Source organism: Mesorhizobium sp. M0808 (assembly GCF_040320025.1).
Taxonomy (GTDB): Bacteria; Pseudomonadota; Alphaproteobacteria; order Rhizobiales; family Rhizobiaceae; genus Mesorhizobium.
Window position 1 is genome coordinate 69149 of the sequence record NZ_JAMYOX010000001.1, and the last position, 19912, is coordinate 89060.

At 61.7% G+C, this 19912-nt stretch carries 20 protein-coding genes; 3 read left to right on the forward strand and 17 right to left on the reverse strand.

From position 1 onward, the window contains the following. Window positions 1-73 precede the first annotated feature (73 nt). Complete coding sequence (locus NKI25_RS00355; protein ID WP_352997741.1) at window positions 74-478, forward strand: SpoIIAA family protein; 405 nt, start codon at window positions 74-76, stop codon at window positions 476-478. Window positions 479-497: 19 nt separating this feature from the next. On the opposite strand, the gene NKI25_RS00360 is transcribed toward NKI25_RS00355, so the two are convergent. From NKI25_RS00360 to NKI25_RS00395, 8 genes are all read right to left on the reverse strand, one after another. Next, window positions 498-1625, reverse strand: coding sequence for an ATP-dependent DNA helicase (locus NKI25_RS00360; protein WP_023676673.1), 1128 nt, complete (start codon window positions 1623-1625; stop codon window positions 498-500). A 147-nt stretch (window positions 1626-1772) separates the two neighbouring features. After that, window positions 1773-2105: a nitrile hydratase accessory protein gene (locus NKI25_RS00365; RefSeq protein ID WP_156937343.1), complete on the reverse strand. Its 333-nt coding sequence runs from the start codon at window positions 2103-2105 to the stop codon at window positions 1773-1775. 19 nt (window positions 2106-2124) lie between these two features. Next, window positions 2125-2784: a nitrile hydratase subunit beta gene (gene nthB, locus NKI25_RS00370; protein ID WP_023676675.1), complete on the reverse strand. Its 660-nt coding sequence runs from the start codon at window positions 2782-2784 to the stop codon at window positions 2125-2127. Then, the gene (nthA, locus tag NKI25_RS00375; RefSeq protein ID WP_023676676.1) at window positions 2781-3386 is read right to left on the reverse strand and encodes a nitrile hydratase subunit alpha; all 606 of its coding nucleotides are present in this window, start codon (window positions 3384-3386) and stop codon (window positions 2781-2783) included. The genes nthB and nthA overlap by 4 nt, the downstream gene beginning before the upstream one ends. Before the next feature lie 56 nt (window positions 3387-3442). Further along, window positions 3443-6601: an efflux RND transporter permease subunit gene (locus NKI25_RS00380; protein ID WP_352997743.1), complete on the reverse strand. Its 3159-nt coding sequence runs from the start codon at window positions 6599-6601 to the stop codon at window positions 3443-3445. After that, entirely contained in the window at window positions 6598-7848 is a 1251-nt protein-coding gene (locus NKI25_RS00385; RefSeq protein ID WP_023676678.1) for an efflux RND transporter periplasmic adaptor subunit, read from the reverse strand. The genes NKI25_RS00380 and NKI25_RS00385 overlap by 4 nt, the downstream gene beginning before the upstream one ends. A 169-nt stretch (window positions 7849-8017) precedes the next feature. After that, entirely contained in the window at window positions 8018-8614 is a 597-nt protein-coding gene (locus tag NKI25_RS00390; protein ID WP_352644859.1) for a LysE family translocator, read from the reverse strand. Between the two features lie 106 nt (window positions 8615-8720). Next, window positions 8721-9701 (reverse strand): acyl-CoA desaturase, encoded by a 981-nt coding sequence (locus tag NKI25_RS00395; RefSeq protein WP_352589598.1) that lies wholly within the window; start codon window positions 9699-9701, stop codon window positions 8721-8723. Between the two features lie 186 nt (window positions 9702-9887). On the opposite strand from NKI25_RS00395, the gene NKI25_RS00400 reads away from it, so the two are divergent. Then, window positions 9888-10292: a metalloregulator ArsR/SmtB family transcription factor gene (locus NKI25_RS00400; RefSeq protein ID WP_352589595.1), complete on the forward strand. Its 405-nt coding sequence runs from the start codon at window positions 9888-9890 to the stop codon at window positions 10290-10292. Here NKI25_RS00400 and NKI25_RS00405 read toward each other — a convergent pair. The 7 genes from NKI25_RS00405 to NKI25_RS00435 all read right to left on the reverse strand — a co-directional run bounded on the left by NKI25_RS00405 (window position 10289) and on the right by NKI25_RS00435 (window position 16529). Further along, complete coding sequence (locus tag NKI25_RS00405; RefSeq protein ID WP_352589592.1) at window positions 10289-10972, reverse strand: SEL1-like repeat protein; 684 nt, start codon at window positions 10970-10972, stop codon at window positions 10289-10291. The genes NKI25_RS00400 and NKI25_RS00405 overlap by 4 nt on opposite strands. A 5-nt stretch (window positions 10973-10977) precedes the next feature. Continuing rightward, on the reverse strand, window positions 10978-11550 hold the full coding sequence (gene ilvN / locus NKI25_RS00410; RefSeq protein ID WP_023676680.1) for an acetolactate synthase small subunit: 573 nt from the start codon (window positions 11548-11550) through the stop codon (window positions 10978-10980). A gap of 66 nt (window positions 11551-11616) precedes the next feature. After that, window positions 11617-13368 carry an acetolactate synthase 3 large subunit gene (locus NKI25_RS00415; protein WP_352620207.1) on the reverse strand — a complete coding sequence of 584 codons (1752 nt, stop codon included), beginning with the start codon at window positions 13366-13368 and terminating at the stop codon, window positions 11617-11619. Window positions 13369-13720: 352 nt separating this feature from the next. Then, window positions 13721-14881, reverse strand: coding sequence for a PcfJ domain-containing protein (locus NKI25_RS00420; protein ID WP_352589586.1), 1161 nt, complete (start codon window positions 14879-14881; stop codon window positions 13721-13723). Between the two features lie 219 nt (window positions 14882-15100). Then, window positions 15101-15628 carry a GNAT family N-acetyltransferase gene (locus NKI25_RS00425; protein ID WP_352589584.1) on the reverse strand — a complete coding sequence of 176 codons (528 nt, stop codon included), beginning with the start codon at window positions 15626-15628 and terminating at the stop codon, window positions 15101-15103. A gap of 21 nt (window positions 15629-15649) precedes the next feature. Then, complete coding sequence (locus tag NKI25_RS00430; RefSeq protein ID WP_352570433.1) at window positions 15650-15961, reverse strand: hypothetical protein; 312 nt, start codon at window positions 15959-15961, stop codon at window positions 15650-15652. A 1-nt stretch (window position 15962) separates the two neighbouring features. Continuing rightward, window positions 15963-16529 carry a helix-turn-helix domain-containing protein gene (locus NKI25_RS00435; protein ID WP_352589580.1) on the reverse strand — a complete coding sequence of 189 codons (567 nt, stop codon included), beginning with the start codon at window positions 16527-16529 and terminating at the stop codon, window positions 15963-15965. Between the two features lie 150 nt (window positions 16530-16679). Here NKI25_RS00435 and NKI25_RS00440 point away from each other — a divergent pair, with 150 nt between their 5' ends. Continuing rightward, window positions 16680-18506: an ATP-binding protein gene (locus tag NKI25_RS00440; RefSeq protein WP_352589577.1), complete on the forward strand. Its 1827-nt coding sequence runs from the start codon at window positions 16680-16682 to the stop codon at window positions 18504-18506. Between the two features lie 36 nt (window positions 18507-18542). Here NKI25_RS00440 and NKI25_RS00445 read toward each other — a convergent pair whose 3' ends face one another. Together NKI25_RS00445 and NKI25_RS00450 are read right to left on the reverse strand one after the other, a co-directional pair. Next, complete coding sequence (locus NKI25_RS00445) at window positions 18543-18929, reverse strand: ester cyclase (RefSeq protein ID WP_023676687.1); 387 nt, start codon at window positions 18927-18929, stop codon at window positions 18543-18545. Between the two features lie 132 nt (window positions 18930-19061). Beyond that, window positions 19062-19856 carry a GGDEF domain-containing protein gene (locus NKI25_RS00450; protein ID WP_023676688.1) on the reverse strand — a complete coding sequence of 265 codons (795 nt, stop codon included), beginning with the start codon at window positions 19854-19856 and terminating at the stop codon, window positions 19062-19064. Window positions 19857-19912: the final 56 nt, after the last annotated feature.

The window sequence follows — 19912 nt, forward strand, 5'->3', positions numbered from 1 at the left end:
TTTAACGGGAACAGACAGAGGGTTTCAGGTGTTCCAAGGTGTGTGAAGAAAATCGAGCGCAAGGAGTTCCCTGTTGAATTTTCTCGAGGCCGTGCCGGCGGTTCGCCGCATCGACACCGATCGCGAAGATCTTTTCGCCATCGATGTCGTCGGCCATGTCGCAGCGGCTGACGCCGAAAACCTGTTCGGATTGCTGGAGGCGGCCTATGCGCTGCATCCGAAGATCGACGTGCTGGTGCGCCTGATCGACCATGAGGGTGTCGACTGGGCCGACGTATCGGACGAGACGATCGAACAGGGCATAGCTCATGCCGTGGAGCATATCGGCAGCTGCGCGGCGGTCGGTGAGCCGAACTGGATACCGGAGGCAAGAGCCTTTTTGCCTGCCTCTTTGCCTATCGAACTCCGGCATTTCGAGGCCAAGGACGAAGCCGCCGCCTGGGAATGGCTTGACGCCAGACCGATCGCCCAGCGCTGATACGACGGACCTGACAGCCCTATCGGACGATCGTCAGCCGTTCGGCCGCGCGCGTGATCGCGGTGTAGAGCCAACGCTGGCGAGTTTCCTTGAATGCCCAGCTTTCGTCGAAAAGCACGATCTCATTCCATTGCGACCCTTGCGCCTTGTGCACGGTCAGCGCGTAACCGTAATCGAAATCGTCGAAGCGCTTCTTCTGCTGCCAGGGAATGTCGGCGTCGGGATCCTCGAATGCGGCTTTGAGCAGCTTGATCTTGGCGACGCCGCGATCCGGGTCATCTTCCTCCGGCGAAACCAGCAGATTGATGCCGGGCTTGACCGTCTCGCGCGACGAGGTCATCACCTTCCACAGCGAGCCGTTGAGCAGTCCCTTGGCCGGATCGTTGCGCAGACAGACCAGCTTGTCGCCGGCTTGCGGATAATCGGCGTTGAACCCCTTCAGCTCGCGCAGCCGCTGGTTATAACGGCGGCGCGTGCGGTTGGTGCCGACCAGCACCTGGTCCGCTTTCAGCACCAATTCCTGGGTGACGTCTTCCTTGCCGATCACCTGCGCCGCGCCATAGTCGCCGCGCATGAATTCGCGGCCCTCGCGCACGTCGAGCGCCAGCCTGATGATCGGGTTGTCGCGCGCCTGGCGGTGGATTTCTGTGAGCAGAATGTCCGGCTCGTGGTCGGTGAAGAAGCCGCCGCCGGAGATCGGCGGCAACTGGCCGGGATCGCCGAGCACCAGGATAGGGGTGCCGAAGGTCATCAGATCGCGGCCAAGCTGCTCGTCGACCATTGAGCATTCGTCGATGACGACCAGCTTGGCCCGAGAGATCGGGCTTTGCCGATTAAGCGAAAAGGTCGGCGACATCGAGGTCTTGCCGGTCACCTCGTCCGCTACCGATTCCTCGCCTTTCGGCCGGTAGATCAGCGAATGGATGGTGCGGGCATTGACCGCGCCCTTGGAACGCAGCACCTGCGCCGCCTTGCCCGTAAACGCGGCGAACTGCACCTGGCCGTCGACATGCTCGGCGAAATAGCGCGCCAGCGTCGTCTTGCCGGTGCCGGCATAGCCGAACAGCCGGAACAGCTGCGGCTTGCCGGCTTTCAGCCAGCCGGCCACCGCCTTCAGCGCCTCGTCCTGTTGAGGAGAGAATTCCATCAGCGCGACAGACCGGATTCGCGAGGGAAAGACAAGGTGACTGCCGTCACCATCAATTTTCATCGCCGGCAATCACGCCGCTGCGACAGGGTCAGGCTATCAGTGACGAACAGGAACGTAAAGAGAACAAGGCCAGGCGACCGCAGCTTACCCGGCCCGCTGTGGATCGTTCTCCAGCTGGATCGGCTTGCCATGCGGCGTTGCGTGCGCGGCGCGTTCCCAGGCAGCGGCGAGCGCATCGACGTCGCGCTTTCCGGCAACGCCCTTGGCCAAAAGCAGCTTTTCCAGCGCTGCCAGCCAGTGCTCGTAGTAATCGTGACCGTCGCGCGCGGCGCCCGGCCGCTTCACCTCTGCCGACAAAGCATCCGCCCATTCGCTCCACGAAAACAGCCCGTTGTCGTGCAGTGCTACCGTCATGGCAAAGGCCTCTGCTTGCCACGGCTCGGCAAACACAGGCGCCTCGACACCGGCGGGCAGCATGGCGGCGACTGAGCCCGTCTCACGCCGGCTCAAGGTAGCTCTCCCAGGCATCGATCGACACGACAAGTGTCGGATCGGCGCCCTCGCCCCAGATTTCGCCGCCGGTGAAGGACACCGTATAGACCCATTGCGGGTTTTCGCCCTGGCCGTGCGCATTGGTGTCGGGAAAGACAAAGCCGTCGCGCACAGCCTCGACGACGCCTCGCTTGCCGCGTGCATAGCGCGGCAGTCTGGTGTGGCCGGTCGGATGAAAGTTCCTGGTTCGCACGGGGTCGCCCGCCTTGAACCGCGCAGGCACGGCGACAGGCCGGTCGCAGTGCCCGCCCTTGGCCAGCACCGCCGGAACGTCCTTAGCCTTCAGCACCCGTTTGGGTGTCGCTGCCGGGTCGACTGCGTCGCCCGTAGCCAGGTCGCGGTCGCTGACGAAACCATGGCGTTTGAGCAGCACCTCCAGCGCCTTGATCCATATCTGGTAGTAGCTGGAGGCATAATAATCCGCTGGATGCAGCGATTCCCGCGCGTGCCGACTCTCGTCGATGGTCCAGGCGCCCATGGCGCCGGCGCACAACGTCACGCCCAGCGCCCGCCTTTCCCAATCGGCATGGAAATAGGGTTCGTCCGGTTCGGGCGCGACCGGCCCGAAACCCATCTGACCGCCGAGATCCTGCGGCCCGTTCATGCCGGTTCCCGCACCAACGCCGTGCCGATCATGGCATCGCGCGTCACCAGATCGGCGAGCCGTGCCTCATCCCAGCCCTCGGTGCCCCTTGGCTGCATAGGCACCACCAGATAGCGCAGCTCGGCGGTCGAATCCCACACCCGGATTGTTGTCGTCGCCGGCAAGATTAGCCCGAATTCCTCGAGCACGCCGCGCGGATCGATCACTGCGCGCGAACGGTAGGGCGGCGCCTTGTACCAGACCGGCGGCAGGCCGAGCACCGACCACGGATAGCAGGAACATAGCGTGCAGACGACGAGGTTGTGCGTGTCGGCCGTGTTGAAGACCGCCTGCATGTGCTCGCCTTGCCGGCCGGTGTAGCCGAGCGATTCGATTGCCGCCGTCGCATCACGCTTCAGCCATGCGGCAAACGCGGGATCAACCCAGGCTTTCGCCACCACCTTTGCGCCGTTGCGCGGCCCGATCTTGGTCTCGTAGGTGTCCACTATGGCATCAATCGCCGCCGGATCGATCAGGCCTTTGCGGGTGAGAATCGTCTCCAGTGCGCGCACGCGCGCCGCAAAAGGATCAAGCTCGTTGTCATGGTGGTGATTATGCGGCATGGCGTCAAATTACGATCGCGGACCCCCGGCCGCAAGCACCACGGCTTGGGCCAGCGCTATTCGGCTGCCGCCTTTTGCGGCACTGGTTCTTCCTCCTCGTCGAACAGTGACGGCTGGTCGACCGCTTCGACCGGCCTCGGCTCGCCCCGGCGCCGCGCCCACAGCCTGACCAGCCAGCCGGAAAAATGCTCCATGTAGACGTAGATGACGGGCGTGACGAACAGCGTCAGTGCCTGCGAGGCGACAAGACCGCCGACCACCGCCACGCCGAGAGGCTGGCGCAGTTCCGCACTGGCACCGGTGCCGAGCGCGATCGGGATGGTACCCATCAGCGCCGCAAGGGTGGTCATCATGATCGGCCGGAAGCGCATCAGGCAGGCCTTGTGGATGGATTCGACAGGCGACATCCCCTCGCGCCTAAGCTCGAGCGCCACGTCGATCATCATGATGCCGTTCTTCTTGACGATGCCGATCAGCATCAGGATGCCGATCACCGCGATCACCGACAGATCCATCCCCGCCAGCCGCAGTGCCACCAGTGCGCCCAGCACCGCCGATGGAAGCCCGGTCAGGATGGTGAGCGGATGGATGAAGCTCTCATAAAGCATGCCGAGCACGATATAGATGGTCAGGATCGCGCCGCCGATCAGCAGCCCCTGGTTGGAAAGCGAATCCTGGAACGTCTTGGCCGTGCCCGAGAAGGCGGTCGAGATCGTCGGCGGCATGCCGATCTTGTCCTTCAGCGCGTTGATGTGGCTCACGCTGTCGCCGAGGGCCACGCCTTGCGGCAGATTGTAGGAGATCGTCACTGCCGGAAGCTGGCCGAGCTGGTTGACGGTCAAAGCGCCGGCGGTCCGATCGACGCGGGCGAACGCGCCGAGCGGCACCAGGCTGCCGCTCGCCGTTCTCACCTTGATGGCCAGCATCCGCTCGGGCGACCACTCGATCTTCGGATCGAGCTCCATGATCACGTCGTAGCTGTCGGCCGAACCGAAGATGGTCGACACCTGCTGGGTGCCGAAACCGCCATAGAGGCTGGAGCGCAACGTGTCGGTATCGACACCGAGGTTCGCCGCCTTGTCGCGGTCGATCACCAGCGTCGCCTGTAGCGCGTTGTTCTGCAGGTCATTGGTGACGTCGGTGAAGGCGGCATGATCGGCGGCCATCGCATCCGTCAGCCTTTGCGCCCAGACGTTCGTCAGGCCGGTATCGAGGCCCTGCACGGCAAGCTGGTAGGCACTCGCCGAAGAACGCGCGCCGAGCCGCAGGTTCTGCACCGGTTGCATGTAGGTTTCGATGCCGGGCACATTGGCCAGCTGGCGCCGCAGGTCCGTAAGCACTTTGTCGATGTTCGGTCGGTGGTCCTTGTCTTTCAGCTGCACAAACAGTTGGCCCTGGTTGAGCGCATTGTTTCCACTGCCCGCCGACCAGCCGACATGCGCGACGTAGGGCGAATGGGTGAAGACATCCGCCACTTGCCCCTGCAGCTTCACCATCGCGTCAAACGAAATGTCCTGGCGCGCGATGGTCGTCACCGAGACCTGGCCGATATCCTCCTGCGGGAAGAAGCCTTTCGGCGAAATCTGGATCAGCCACACCGACAGCCCGGCGGTCACGAGGAAGACAAGGAAGACAAGGAAATTGTGGCGCAGACAGAATGTCAGCAGCCTGTCATAGCCCCGCATGAAGACGTTTTGTCTATGGTCCCCGCCGTGCGCTGCTTTCTGCTCGGCTTTCGATAATGACAACAGCCGCGAGCACAGCATCGGCGTCAGCGTCAGCGAGACGAACATCGACGCCAGGATGGCGACCGTCACCACCACCGCGAATTCGTTGAAGATGCGCCCGATCACGCCGCCCATCAAAAGCACCGGAATGAACACGGCGACCAGCGAGATCGAGATCGAGATGATGGTGAAGCCGATCTCGCGCGCGCCCTTGAGCGACGCCTCGAGGGCCGAGAGCCCGTCCTCCTCCATATGGCGGAAAATATTTTCCAGCATGACGATGGCATCGTCGACGACAAGGCCGACCGCCAATGTCAGCCCCATCAATGAGACGTTGTCGATGGAAAAGCCGAACAGGTACATCACGCCCAGCGTGGCGATGAGCGAAATCGGTACCGCCACCGCCGGGATGATCGTCGCCGTCACCCGGCGCAGGAACAGGAAGATCACCATCACCACCAGCGCGATGGTGAGCAGGAGCGTGAACTGCACGTCATCGACCGCCTCGCGGATCGATGTCGAGCGGTCGTTTAGCAACTGGATGCTCGCCGCTGCCGGCATCTGATCGTCGAAGGAAGGTAGCATCGCCTTGACGCGGTCGACGACGTCGACGGTATTGGCATCCGGCTGGCGCTGCACGGCCATGATGATGGCGCGGGTGCCGTCATACCAGCTTGCCGTCGTCGTGGTCTCGACCGAATCGATGACGCGGGTCACCTCGCCGAGCCGCACCGGATGGCCGTTCTTGGTGGCGATGATGATGTTGGAGAATCCCGCCGCATCGGTCAGCTGCGTGTTCGCGGTGATTGTCAGCTGCTGTTTGTTGTTCTTGAGCACGCCGAGCGGCGTGTTGCTGTTGGCCGAGGCGATGGCCGTCTGCAGCTGATCGATCGAGATGCCGCGAGCGGCGAGCGCCGTCGGATCGATCTGGACGCGGACAGCGTATTTTTGCTGGCCGTAAATCGAAACCTGCGCAACGCCGTCGATCGTCGACAGCGACGGCGAAATCACATTCTCGGCAAACGCGTCGAGATCAGTCAGCGGAATTGTGTCGCTGACCAGCGACATCAGCAGGATCGGCGCGTCGGCTGGATTGACCTTGCGGTAGCTCGGCGGGCTGGTCATCTCCGGCGGCAATTGTCGTTGCGTACGTGCGATCGCTGCCTGCACGTCGGCGGCGGCTGCATCGATGTCGCGGTTGAGTACGAACTGAATGGCGACCGAGGTCGAGCCGAGCGAGTTGGTCGTCGAGATCGAATCGATGCCGGCGATGGTGGCAAACTGCTTGATCAGAGGCGTTGCCACCGACGTCGCCATGGTTTCCGGCGAAGCCCCGGGCAGCGAGGCCGAGACGTTGACAACCGGAAATTCGGCGCTTGGCAGCGCCGCGACCGGCAGGAATTTGTAAGCAAATAGCCCGCCCAGAACCAGGGCGAACGACATGAGCAGCGTGGCGACGGGCCTGCGGATGCAGAATTCGGAAATCATGGCTGTGTTCCGCCCGTCCGGTCAGCCTCGGCAACCTTCGGAGCCGCCTGATCGCCGGTGCCGGTCGAAGCCTTGCCTTCGCGCACCGCCGCGCCGTTCTTCAGTTTGGTCTGACCCTCGACGACGACACGCTCGCCGCTTTTCAATCCTTGGCTAATTGCGGTGTTGGTGCCTTCTGTCAGCGCGACCTGCACGGGCCGCATTTCAACGGTGTTGTCCGGCTTGATCACATAGACGAACGGGCCCTTCTGGCTGGGCTGGACGGCGACCGTCGGAACGGACGTCATTTGTGGCATGATGCCGGCATCGAGCACGACGTTGACGTATTGGCCCGGCCATAGCGAAAGATCGGCGTTGGGCACACTGGCCCGCGTTGCGATCGTGCCGGACGCCGTGTCTACGCTGGAATCGACGAAATCCAGCGTTCCCTTGCCGATCGGCTTCGGGTCGCCGTCCTTGGTCAGCGTCACCGCACCTTGCTGCGGCGCTGCCAGCGCCTTGTGCAGCAAGGCAAGATCGCTTTCGGGGAGATTGAAGTTCACCTGCAGCGGGTCGACCTGCGTGATCGTCACCAGTGGAGTCGACGTGCTGCTGCCGTTGCTGGTGGTGACGAGATCGCCGACGGCGACGCTGACTGCGCCAAGCCTGCCGGAGATCGGCGCCCTGATCGTGGCGAAGCCAAGCTGGATTTGGTCCGCATCGATCGTTGCCTTGTCGGCGTCGACGGTGGCCGCGGCGGATTTCTGTGCCGCGACGGCCTGATCGTAGGTCTGCTGTGTTCCGGCCTGCCTGGCGACGAGATTTTTGGCGCGCTGAAGATCGGCCGTGGCGCTGGCAAGTAGCGCCTGGTCTTTTGCGAGCGTCGCCTGATCGCGTGCCAGTTGCGCCTTCAACGAGCGATCGTCCAGCGAGAAAAGAAGGTCGCCGGCCTTCACCATCTGTCCGTCCTTGACCGCGATTGCGACGATCTGGCTCGAGACCCGCGCGTTGATGCTGACCACGGCAGGAGAGGACACAAAGCCGATGGCATAGCGCCGGACCGGGAAATCGGCCGTCGAAGCGGTGGCGGCAACCACCGAAGTCGAACGAGCGGCATTTGCTGCTGCAGCGGGTTTGTCCGCCGCCGCCGTGGTCTGCTTCGCCGACAGCATCTGCTGAAGACCGGTCATTGCGGTGGGCGAAAAATAGAGCCACGCCGCCGCAAGGCAGGCTGCAGCGATCACCGCAAATACGATCTTTCCGCGCATCGACAAAAGGCCTTCTCAACGCGACACGCCGATTTCCGCTGGTCGCACTCTAGCTCAACTCGCAGCCTCTTGCCGCGATTTTGCCAGATAATAGAGGATGCCGAAGGCGAAAAAGGGCCAAAACCCGTCATTACGAAGATTTAATGTGCAGTGCACAATAAAACGGCAGCTAGCGCAGCATCGGCCACAATGTCGCCGCCAGCATCACACCCATGGCGATGTTGAACCATTTGAGCCGCGCCGTATCCGCCAGAAAACCGCGCAGCGCCATGCCGAAACCGGCCCAGGTCGAAATGCTCGGCAGCATGACGACGGCGAACGCGGCCGCGATCAGCACCACGGACACAAGCGGGCGTTCCGGGTTCGTATAGACGGCCATGGCTGTAATCGCCATCACCCAGGCTTTGGGATTGACCCACTGGAAAGCCGCAGCCTCGATGAAGCGCATCGGCTGGCCCTTCGCCTCGCCTTCGCCGCCGAGCGAGCGCGACATGGCGATCTTCCAGGCGAGATAAAGCAAGTAGAGGCCGCCGGCGATCTTCAACCCGGTATGCAGGACCGGAAAGGCCGTCAACACGGCGCCAAGCCCGAAGCCTACGGCAAGCAACAGCACGAGGAAGCCGAAGCCGATGCCGAGCATGTGTGGCACGGTTTTGACCAAGCCGAAATTCACGCCCGAGGCCAAAAGCATGAAATTGTTCGGACCCGGCGTGATCGAGGTCACGAAGGCATAAACCAGCAGAGCAAGGAATGCATCGAAGGTCATGGAGGATCGCAATGATCAATAATACTGAAATACTGACTTAAATCGATGAGGTGCTGAGTGCAAATGCAATTCGTTGGTCCACGCGCCCTAAGCGTTCCTTCATTTCTTAGGCCAATATCCGCTGAGAACATCTATCTGCGGTAGGCTGCACCGACCATAGATCTGAATCCGGGGCAGTTTCGCGCTGACGGCGCACGCGTCGCAGCCCTTTGCGTCTCGGCGTATTCTCCGGAATCTTGACGCTGTGCGCCAGACCCAGGATCGCCAGAACCTGAATGAATAGCCAGCCGAGATCGATCTGTCCGGGTTCCAGACCAAGCCGTGCAGACTCGGGAAACGCGTGATGGTTGCCGTGGAAACTCTCGCCGAACGTTACCAGCCCGAAACGCGGCAAATTGTATCCTTGCACGGCAACGTCGTCGACGCGCCATCCTTGCTCCCCATCTCGGTGCGCAAAATGCCCAACCAACCAATGCCCGGTAAGCGACACTGAAACGCGCACCGCGATTCCCCATACCACCCAATCCCAGCCGCCAAGCGCGAAAAAGAGGATCGCCCAGGGCAGTTGTTGCAGCATCCAGGTGCGTTCGACGAACTTGTAGAACCGGTCATTCCTGATCGAGGGTTCGATGACGAAGGTGGGTGGATTGCGCAAAGCGACCGCGCAATGCATCTGCCAGAAGGCATCGGTGAAAAATGGCCGACGATGGGCATGGAGATCGTGACATGCGGTCTGGCGCTGAGCCCAGTCACGAATATCGTGAGCATAGATCATCCCAAAAGGACCGGCCATGCCGACGAGCACGCCAAGGTAGACCAGCGCATGCTCGACCCAGATATGAACCTTGAACGAACGGTGGATGAGCAGACGGTGCATCCCCACCGAGTGTCCGGCGCAGATTGTCGCCGCCGTTGTCGCAACGAATAAGGCGAAGGCACTCCAGCTAAATGTCATCGGTCCCAACACAATGGCGGCGATCGTCATCGCCCCGACCCAGATCGACTTTGCCGGCACCCACACGACTTTGCCGTCTTCGGCGTCACTGTCCTGTTGGGAAATCATTCTGCCCGTGGATATGGTTTTCATCGGTACCCCTCCTCCTGCATGAACATTTCCGGACCACAGCCTTGCCTTCTGGCGCGTCTTCCGTTACTTAGGCAGTAAGCTAATCGTCTACTACTACGAATTAGGTATTTAGGCAATAGTCTAAATGAAAATAAGAAAAGCGGACCGAGGCGCAGCCAACGCCTCGGCATCACAAGGTGGCAGACAGTGATCGAAGATGCAGAGCACGCAGCGGATGCCGAAACGGCTGCTCACGCAAATGGCGCGATACAGCGCGTGTTTGAAGCGCTATCTTCAGCGCCCCGGCGCAAGATGCTCGCCTATCTTGCGCACTCTTCCCTAACGGCGGGCGAGATCGCGGCGCGCTTCGAGATGTCGAAGCCGTCGATCTCGCAGCATTTGAGCATTCTGGAGACGGCCGGGCTCATCGCCAAGGAGCGGCACGGACAGTTCATCCACTATTCTCTGGTCCAGAACAATCTTGTGAACACGCTGAATGGATTTGTTCAGGATGTCTGCCCGGTATCGCGCCCTATCAAGAGAGAAAGCAAAGAACTTGGTCGAGGCGAGGCAGCGCAAAGATCGCACTTGCGCAAATCTGAAAAGCCCTAGCGGCTTTGCATCGTTTTCATGAGCGCCTTGGCGTATCGGCAGGCGTCAAATTCCACAGCGATCTCGCAAGACTTTTTGTAAGCGGCCATCGCCTCGGCTTCGTCCACAGAGACGCCTTCACCATGCTGAAGGGCGCTGCCATACATGGTGCAACCCCAGGCATCGCCCTCATTGCAGCTCAGCTTGAATGTGCGATAAGGGCAAGATTCATTGGCACTACCGGCGGCAAGCAGTTTGTTTAGCCCAAGCCGACCCAAGAGAATTCCCGCGCCGCGATTTGTGCAGCCGCCGATACTGCCAGTAGCGCAGGCCTGGGCGAACATCTCCTCGGTCCATTGCTTGTCTTCTGGCGAGTGCTCCTGGATGACCCTGGCCGTCTCGAAACAGGCTTCGCCCCTGCGTCCGTCGAAACACCGCTTGGCACAGGCCAAGACGTCTTTCTCACAACCTTGGTAATCTATTCCCGGCGTGGAAAAGAGCGCGTCATCGACGCCCGACGCCCTGCGCCAAATATCGGCCGGGCATTGTTGGAAATAGTAGCTCGGTGTGCCCCTGCGGTCGATTTCTTCAAACAATTTCGGCAGCACTGACTTGTCGAATACCGGCTCCTGGCTGGCCGCCGCCGTCGTGACCGCAAGAACGATTGCGCCGGCGCCTGCTAGAATTGCCGCCGCGAGCATTATGATCACATCCCTTGCGGGCCGCGGTTCATCGCCGCCACTCCGGTACGGCAGATTTCAACCAGCCCGAGCGGTTTCATGATGGCGATGAACTGATCGAGCTTGGAGCCCTTGCCGGTGATCTCGAAGATGAAATGCTCGGTGTTGGCATCGATGACGCTGGCGCGGAATGCATCGGCGAGCCGGAGCGCCTCGACGCGGGCTTCGCCGGTGCCGGCGACCTTGACCAGCGCGAGTTCCCGCTCCAATGGCCGCTCCTGTCCGAATTCCTGCGACCGCACGGTGAGATCGACGACGCGGTGCACCGGCACGATGCGCTCGAGCTGGTGCTTGATCTGCTCCAGCACGTGCGGCGTGCCGCGCGTCACGATGGTGATGCGCGACAGGTGCTTTTCGTGCTCGGTTTCCGAGACCGTCAGGCTCTCGATGTTGTAGCCACGTCCGGAAAACAGGCCGATGACCCGCGCAAGCACGCCCGGCTCGTTGTCGACCAGGACCGAAAGCGTGTGGTTCTCTGGTTTTTCCGTCTCCTTGGCGATGAAATAGGCGGAGCCGGTCGGTTGCAACTGTGCGTTCATGACATCAATCTCGATTTCAAACTTTTGCGCTAATCTGCTGTTTTCGCACAGCTTCCTTGAACCAGGCTACACCAGTTCCCTGCCCTTGGCGTCGATAGCGTTGGCCACAGCTTCGTCCGTCGCCTCGTCCGGCAACAGCATCTCGTTATGCGCCTTGCCGGACGGGATCATCGGGAAGCAGTTGGCGAGCGTCGCCACGCGGCAGTCGAACAGGACGGGCTTCTTGACCGCTATCATCTCCTTGATGGCGTCGTCGAGCTCGTCCGGCTTGTCGCAGCGAATGCCGTGGCCGCCATAGGCTTCGGCGAGCTTGACGAAATCCGGCATCGCCTCGGTGTAGGAGTGCGACAGCCGGTTGCCGTGCAGCAGCTGCTGCCACTGCCGCACCATGCCCATATATTGGTTGTTGAGGATGAAGATCTTGATCGGCGCCTCGTGCTGCACCGCGGCGCTCATCTCCTGCATCGTCATCTGCACCGAGGCGTCGCCGGCGATATCGATGACCAGCGCATCCGGGTGCGCGATCTGCACGCCGAGCGCGGCCGGCAGGCCGTAGCCCATCGTGCCCAGTCCGCCAGAGGTCATCCAGCGGTTCGGCTTCTCGAAATGATAGTGCTGTGCCGCCCACATCTGATGCTGGCCGACCTCGGTGGTGATGTAGGTGTCGAGGTCCTTGGTCAGCGCATAGAGCCGCTGGACGGCATATTGCGGCATGATCACCTCGTGGTTCATCTTGTAGGCGAGCGAATCGCGCGCGCGCCATTTGGCAATCTGCTCCCACCACGGGTGAAGCGCCTTCTTGTCGGCCTTGGCGGTTGCCCGCCACAGCCGCACCAGATCCTCCAGCACGCGCCCGACATCGCCGATGATCGGCACGTCGGTGTGGACGTTCTTGTTGATCGAAGACGGGTCGATGTCGATGTGGATCTTCTTCGAATTCGGCGAAAACGCCGTCAGTCGCCCGGTGATACGGTCGTCGAAGCGCGCGCCGATGCAGAGCATGACGTCGCAATCGTGCATCGCCATGTTCGCTTCATAGGTGCCGTGCATGCCGAGCATGCCCATCCAGTTCTTGCCCGATGCCGGATAGGCGCCGAGGCCCATCAGCGTCGAGGTGATCGGAAAGCCGGTGAGGTCGACCAGCTCGCGCAGCAGATGACTCGCCTCCGGGCCGGAATTGATGACGCCGCCGCCCGAATAGATGATCGGCTTCCGGGCAGCCGCCATCAGCTCGACCGCCGCCTTGATCTTCTCCAGATCGCCCTGGACCTTCGGCTGGTAGCTAGTGCGCGGCGCCGTCTGCGGCGGGACATAGATGCCCTTGGCGAACTGAACGTCCTTCGGGATGTCGACGACGACCGGACCGGGGCGCCCTGTCGTTGCCACATGGAAGGCCTCGTGGATTGTTGCCGCGAGCTCGTTGACGTCCTTCACCAGCCAGTTGTGCTTGGTGCAGGGCCGCGTGATGCCGACCGTGTCGCACTCCTGGAACGCATCGGAGCCGATCAGCGAAGTCGGCACCTGGCCGGTCAGGCAGACCAGCGGGATCGAGTCCATCAGCGCGTCCTGCAATGGCGTCACCGCATTGGTGGCGCCCGGCCCCGAGGTCACCAGCATGACGCCGGCCTTGCCGGTCGAGCGCGCATAGCCTTCCGCCGCGTGGCCCGCGCCCTGCTCGTGGCGGACGAGGATGTGCTCGACCTCGTCCTGCTGGAAGATTTCATCGTAGATTGGCAGAACCGCGCCGCCCGGATAGCCGAAAACATGCTTGACGCCATTGTCCTTCAGCGCCTGCACCACCATTTCGGCGCCCGTCATTTCGCTCCTTGGCATTTCAGTTCTTGGCATTTCGCGCCGCTCATTCTGTCCACTGCTCATCGTTCTGGTCCCGTACTGTTCGCCATCTGGCGATTGCTCGTCGTTTAGTCGTGTTTCGGGCAATAAAAAAGGCCCCCGAGGGAGCCTGTGTCTTGCGCATGGGAGGTCATCGCCCGGCGGTTACACCGCCTTGCCCACGCGCTTTCCTACGAGAATGAGTGCCTTTTTCATGGTGGCGGACAATAGAATTGGTTTGACGCCGCTGTCAACGGCGAATGTGCACTTGGCCTGACGTCGGCACATCCGCCCATTGTGCACCCGCGCCGCCTTTCCGCCGCGCGGGTGTTCCGTTTCAGGCGCAGAGCACCACACCCCTCGCCTTGGCCCAGCGCTCGATGATCTTGCGCTCCTCGAGCGAGGCGAGACGATTGCCGAATCCGCGCACCTGCACCGCACGGTTTTGCGGGTCGAGTTCGATCGTCAGCAACCGCTCGATCTTGCCGAGCGCCGAGCGCCGCAGCACCCAGATCGAGGCATTGCCGGCGATGCATTTGGCCGCGTATATCGAGACGCAATGATGCATCGCCCGGCTCTCGGCGACCAGATCCTCGGCTGTCCTCAACTGACGGACGAAGAAACGCTCGCCATGCGCCTTTGCCTCTTTGGTCGACGGCTGCCAGTCCCAGTCGTCGAGGCACGAGCCGTCCCAGGCGCGACCCTGCGACTGCGTCCCGGCAGTACGCGTGGCCCGCCCGGCAGCGCGGCGGCGCATTGCCTCGATGCGTTCGATCGCGGCAATGTCTCGATGCCATTCCAGCATCTGCCGACGCAGCGAGGCGAGCGTGCGACCCTTCAGGCTGTACGCCGCATCGCGCTGGTGCACGGCGCCGATATAGTCGCATAGATCGTCGATCTCCTCCTTCGACGCGGGTTGCCCGCAGAAGAACCGTGTCACCTCGCGCCAGAAGGCCAGATCGTTACGTGGCGTGCGCGCGATTTTCGACTTGGCAAGTCGGGCCGCCAATCCGGAATCATCCGTGTAGGACCGGGCGATCGCCACCCAAAATGCCTCGTCGAACGTGAAATCGCTGGGCAAGTTCAAGAAGCAATGCACCTCCTTGCGAGACAGCCACGCACGGGCGCCCGCCTTGTAAAGCGAGTCACCACGCGCCACTGCGATATGCCAAGCCTTGCGAAGCGTAATCTCGCCGGCATTCAACCCCGAGCTGTCCAGCCAGATCCCCTCGAGCGCGGCTGTAACCGGGTAGCGCGCATAGAGATGACGCGCCGCGGCCAGCCGCAGCCGCGCGGGGTCGCGCGTCTTCAGCATTGGACGCCACAGCGCGCCGTCGCGGATCGCCATGCCGGCAAAGCCCCGACGTGCCTCGTCGAGCGCCCGCTCGAAATCCGGAGCGGGACGCGGGACGGGAAAAACCCGCCGCAGCGTTACGGCATATGCTTCAATGCGTTCGCGCTCGGCATCCTGCCTGCGCTGGATCATGGACTTTGCCATGGCCGTTCTTCCTGATTGGAACCCTGTCGGCCGCACGCAATTCCAGCGTCGGCACGGAATGTGTCGATCTGGATCGCCGGGTCATTGACAGGTCTCCTTTCAGGACGACGGATCAGAATGGGCGGCTTCTCTAAGCTCGCCGCCAATTTGACGCAAGAGCCATTCTTTCCATGCCCGCGATGGTCTGACGGGTGTTGCAAAGGTGCATCGTTGTCGCCATCACCGTGTCCGGCCGACGCGTTTCCAGTAGATGAGGGTGCCTGTCAGCCCGCCATGCGGCTTCAGCGCATAATCCGGTATTTCGCCGGCCAGCGTGAAGCCGAGCTTTTCATAGAGGCCGGAAGCCCCCTCCTCTTTTGCCGTGTCGAGGACCAACAGCGTGCGGCCTTTCTCCACGGTAACGGCTTCCGCCGCCTCCATCAGGCGGGTTGCGATGCCCTTGCCGCGATAATCGAGGCGGGTCATCAGTTTGGCGATCTCGGCCCGGTGCGGCTGGTTGGGAGGGCAGTCGAGCAGCAAGGTGACGGTGCCGACCAGAGCCTCGCCGTTCCAGGCCCCAAGCACCGCCCTTTCGCCTCTGGCGGCCGCATGAAGCGACCTGTTCCAGAAGGCCGCGGCCATCTCCGGCGCCAGCGGATGCATGAAGCTGACCGAGCCGCCGGCAGCGACTGTCCCGATCAGCAGATCCGCCAGCATTTTTTGCGTTCCGTCAGTATTGCTGAGTGGTCTGATTTCGATCGAACTCATGTGGTTCCCCTGCGCCGTCCGTCAATCGAAATGACTGGTCCGCTTCCGCTTCCTGGCCCGCCGGATTTCCGCGATGCGATCGGCGTCTTCCTCTTGCAGATGTCGCCCGCGTTCCAGCAGTTCGAGCGTGTATTCCTCATAGGTCAGGCCCAGCCGCTCGGCCTTGTCCAGCCGCATCAGCATGATCTCGCGGCTTGGCGCTTTCCACGCCTGGGCATGGGCGGTCCGCCAGGCAAGAAACACATAGGGCTCACCCTTGCCCCAGGGCGGACCGTTATAGTCGTCGAGCGGCGGACCGCCATTGTCGGAGCGTTTCGGACGGCGCGCCTTCACCTCAGCTCCTGGCCAACGCAACCAGATAGTCGGCGGCGTCCGGCCCCGGAGCGTGAAAGACGCAATCGGATGGCGCGCCGAGCGCCAGGCAGTCGCCCGGTTCGAGCCGGTGAACGATGTCCCCCTCGGTGAATTCCAGCCCCCCGGAGATCAGCCATATCTGTTGCCTGATGAAGGCATAGGACGCCGCCGGGAAACTTACCTTGGCGCCGGCCGGCAACTGGATCCGGATCAGTTCGAGGGGTATGTCGGAGACCGGCGAAAGATGCCGACGCACATAACCCGTAGCCGGATCGCGCCAGAGCGGCTGGTCACGTTCGCGAAGCAGGCCACCGCCCTGCAATTCCGCCCTTGCGATCAATGTGGACAGCGTCATGCCGAAGGCGGCCGCAATGCGCACAAGGAGTGCCGCCGTCGGGCTGGTCATGCCGCGTTCCACCGTGCTCAGCATGGCTTTCGAAACATCGGACCGCTCCGCCAGCTCTGCCAGGGACCAGCCTCGAGCCACTCTTTCGGCATGTATTCTTCTGCCGATGGTCGAGGAGATGTCGTTCGCTATATCATCCATTAATCCAATATATCGAAATTTTTCTACGGAGCAACGGCCGTTTCATCCATTTTTCGCAAACTCCTTAATGTCCGCTAAACCATCCGGCCTCATCCCACCTTAACCCCGTTCGCCTAGACTCATCGCTTGGGAAAAGGGATCGGCGTGTCCATGCTCGTTGAACGCGAAGCCTCCATCGGGGAACCGACTTTGCTGGAGCGCCGCAGGGCGGAGCAGAACGACAAGCGCATTCTGGGCAATGTCGTGCAATGCGACGGCGCGCGCGCCACCATCAGCGCCTATGCCGACGATATCGAAGGCACGGTCACCGGCCTGTGGAGCGTCGGCAAGATGATCTCGATCAATCTCGGCGCGTCACGAACCGTCGGCCTGGTCTACGAAATCGGCAAGTCGGATCGTGCCTGGAGCAGCGAGGGCCAGAATCCGATCGAGGTCAGCATCGAATTGATCGGCGAGGTGCGCGACGGTGCTGAACCCGGCGCGAAGCCGATCTTCGACCGTGGCATCACAACCTACCCGCATATCGGCGCCATTGCCCATCGTATCCGCAGCCGCGACCTGCAGGCCGTCTACGATCTCGCCGGTCGTCATTCGATCACCATCGGCACGCTGTCGCAGGACGAGGCCATCGACGCCAATATCGCCATCGACGATACGCTGGCGCGCCATTTCGCCATTGTCGGCACCACCGGGGTTGGCAAATCGACCGCCGTGTCGCTGCTCTTGCGCAAATCGATCGCCGCCCGGCCCGACCTGCGCGTGCTCATCCTCGATCCACACAACGAGTTCGCGGCGTCGTTGCCCGAATATTGCCTCAGGGTCGATTCGACGACGCTCGACCTGCCCTTCTGGATGTTCAAGCTCGAGGAATTTGCCGAGGTGCTGTTTCGCGGCCGCGAGACGGTTCCGGAAGAGGTCGACGCCTTGCGCGATCTCATTCCCGCGGCCAAGAATCTCTACCGCAATCCGAACTCCGGCAACTATCTACGGCGCAGCACCGATGCGCTGACCGCCGACGCGCCAGTGCCCTATCGCATTGCCGACCTCATCAAGCTGGTCGACGAACGCATGGGATTGCTGGAAAGCAAGAACGATCGCCCGACCCTCAGGTCACTGAAGACACGTATCGAATCGGCGGCATCCGATCCGCGCTACCGTTTCATGTTCAACTCGCGCCTGATCGAGGACACCATCCACGAGACGATCGGCAACATCTTCCGCGTGCCGCATCACGGCCGCCCTGTGACCTGCTTCGAAATGGCCGGCATGCCGTCCGAGGTGGTCAATTCCGTATGCTCGGTGCTGGCGCGGCTGGCCTTCGACCTGGCGTTGTGGAGCGAAGGCCGCCTGCGCCTGCTCTTCCTGTGCGAGGAAGCGCATCGCTATATGCCGGCCGATCCGCGCCTCGGTTTCGCGCCGACGCGGCACGCGCTGTCGCGCATCGCCAAGGAAGGCCGCAAATATGGCTGTTATCTCGGCGTCGTCACCCAGCGCCCGGGCGAACTCGACCCGACCATCCTGTCGCAGTGCTCGACGTTCTTTGCCATGCGGCTCGCCAACGAGCAGGACCAGGCGATCATCCGCTCGGCGATCGCCGACTCCTCGGCTTCGACGCTGGCGTTCCTGTCTTCCATGGGCCAGCGCGAGGCCATTGCCTTCGGGGAAGGCGTGGCGACGACGATGCGGATGAAGTTCGAAAAGCTCTCCGAGGATTTGATCCCCGGCACCGCCAAGCGCGCGGACGCCTTGCAGTCCGAAACCGGCGACGAGGTCGACCTCGTGGCGATCGTCGAACGGCTGCGCAACGTGCCGAAATCACAGCAGGCAATGCCTTTCGCGGAAGTCGTCGATCCGGGCCGGCAGGCCGGCGATTCGGACTATCGCAAGCCGTCGGCCGCACGCACCCAGCGAAACGACGATTTCGACTTGCGCTACGGCCTCAAGCCGGCGACCTTCGGCCTGCGTCCCCCAGAATGATTGAGCCGAGCGACTTTTAGGCAGCGCTCGCAGATATCAAAGCTGAGTTTCGATGGCTGTCTTGTCTATAACTGACCACACCTGGCGAATTTTCCCTCTCTGAAACTCATAAAATACGTTCTCGGCAAACGAAATTCTCTTCCCGCTTACATCGAGCCCAAGGAACGTTCCCCTTGGCGCGCAGTCGAAGCTTAGCCGGCTCGCTACATAAGGCGGATCGGCAACCAATAGCTGAATGTCGAAGTAAAGGTCCGGAATTTCGTCGAAGTCTCTCACCAACATTTCGAGATAGCCGGACAATCCGAGCTTGCGACCGTTGTGGGTCACTTCATCATGAACAAACCGCCCCAGATTTGGCCAATCCTGCTTGTTCAGGCATGCAATATAGCCTCGGTAAAGACCGGAGAGATCGGATTTAGTCACGGCAACACCTCTATTTCCGGCAAGCCCCGCAAAGGCAGCATCTCAGCTTGACTGGGTGATGTCGGTCTGCGTGCACCGGAAACGCAGAAAACGATACCAGACGGCCGGCATCACGAATTCAATGACGGAATTTCAGGCACAGACGCGGTTGCGCCCTTGCCTCTTCGCCTCATAGAGCTGGCGATCGGCGCGGCGATAGAACTCCTCGGCGGTTTCCTTACGATCCCAGACGGCAAGCCCGACGCTGGTGGTGATTTTCAGTCGGACATTGCCCGTCAGCACCGACATGTTGGCGATCGCCTTGCGGATGCGCTCCGCGAATTTGGATAGCAGCTCGGCGTCCATATTGGGCGTGACCACCGCGAACTCCTCGCCGCCCAGGCGCGCCACCACGTCGTGATAGCGTGTCATGTCCTTGAGACAGTTGGCGACCGCCCGCAACACCTCGTCGCCGACATCGTGGCCGTGGCTGTCGTTGACCTGCTTGAAATGGTCGAGGTCGAGGATCATCAGCCCTACTGGTTTCTCGATGCGACGGAACTCTTCGAGATATTCCTTCAGCGCATCGTCGAAATAACGCCGGTTCTGCATGCCGGTGAGGCTGTCGGTGAGCGCCGCATGCTCTAGCGTCTCCGAACGCGCGCTGAGCGAAACGGTCATGGCGCGCAGCTTGCCTTCTTCCGTCGCCTGCTTTCGGATCAGCGGGTAGATGAAGAAAATGCCGAAGAACAGCGCAGTCGCCAGGAGCACGCCCGTCGCAAACAGCAGCTTGTTGAGATAGACGATTTCATCGAGTTCCGAAGGCGTATTGCTAATGTCGGCGGCCAGGGTTTGCAGGAGCCCATAGGCGTAAAGCGTCACCAGGCCGGCGGCCAGGATCACAAAAATAAAGACGAAAAAGGCTGATTCCGCCTTGTGGAAACGCATCTGCTCCCCGTTGGAAAGTTCGTAAGGATCTTATGGCATGCGGGAACTTACGGACA

Bases quoted from the DNA above. Each gene is read 5' to 3' on its own strand.
- ilvN (WP_023676680.1), bottom strand. From the start codon at position 11,550: ATGAACGCACAGTTGCAACCGACCGGCTCCGCCTATTTCATCGCCAAG.
- NKI25_RS00440 (WP_352589577.1), top strand. From the start codon at position 16,680: ATGCTCGTTGAACGCGAAGCCTCCATCGGGGAACCGACTTTGCTGGAG.
- NKI25_RS00425 (WP_352589584.1), bottom strand. From the start codon at position 15,628: ATGAGTTCGATCGAAATCAGACCACTCAGCAATACTGACGGAACGCAA.
- NKI25_RS00420 (WP_352589586.1), bottom strand. From the start codon at position 14,881: ATGGCAAAGTCCATGATCCAGCGCAGGCAGGATGCCGAGCGCGAACGC.
- NKI25_RS00415 (WP_352620207.1), bottom strand. From the start codon at position 13,368: ATGACGGGCGCCGAAATGGTGGTGCAGGCGCTGAAGGACAATGGCGTC.
- NKI25_RS00385 (WP_023676678.1), bottom strand. From the start codon at position 7,848: ATGCGCGGAAAGATCGTATTTGCGGTGATCGCTGCAGCCTGCCTTGCG.
- NKI25_RS00360 (WP_023676673.1), bottom strand. From the start codon at position 1,625: ATGGAATTCTCTCCTCAACAGGACGAGGCGCTGAAGGCGGTGGCCGGC.
- nthB (WP_023676675.1), bottom strand. From the start codon at position 2,784: ATGAACGGGCCGCAGGATCTCGGCGGTCAGATGGGTTTCGGGCCGGTC.
- NKI25_RS00435 (WP_352589580.1), bottom strand. From the start codon at position 16,529: ATGGATGATATAGCGAACGACATCTCCTCGACCATCGGCAGAAGAATA.
- NKI25_RS00395 (WP_352589598.1), bottom strand. From the start codon at position 9,701: ATGAAAACCATATCCACGGGCAGAATGATTTCCCAACAGGACAGTGAC.
- NKI25_RS00390 (WP_352644859.1), bottom strand. From the start codon at position 8,614: ATGACCTTCGATGCATTCCTTGCTCTGCTGGTTTATGCCTTCGTGACC.
- nthA (WP_023676676.1), bottom strand. From the start codon at position 3,386: ATGCCGCATAATCACCACCATGACAACGAGCTTGATCCTTTTGCGGCG.
- NKI25_RS00380 (WP_352997743.1), bottom strand. From the start codon at position 6,601: ATGATTTCCGAATTCTGCATCCGCAGGCCCGTCGCCACGCTGCTCATG.
- NKI25_RS00450 (WP_023676688.1), bottom strand. From the start codon at position 19,856: ATGCGTTTCCACAAGGCGGAATCAGCCTTTTTCGTCTTTATTTTTGTG.
- NKI25_RS00365 (WP_156937343.1), bottom strand. From the start codon at position 2,105: ATGCTGCCCGCCGGTGTCGAGGCGCCTGTGTTTGCCGAGCCGTGGCAA.
- NKI25_RS00405 (WP_352589592.1), bottom strand. From the start codon at position 10,972: ATGCTCGCGGCGGCAATTCTAGCAGGCGCCGGCGCAATCGTTCTTGCG.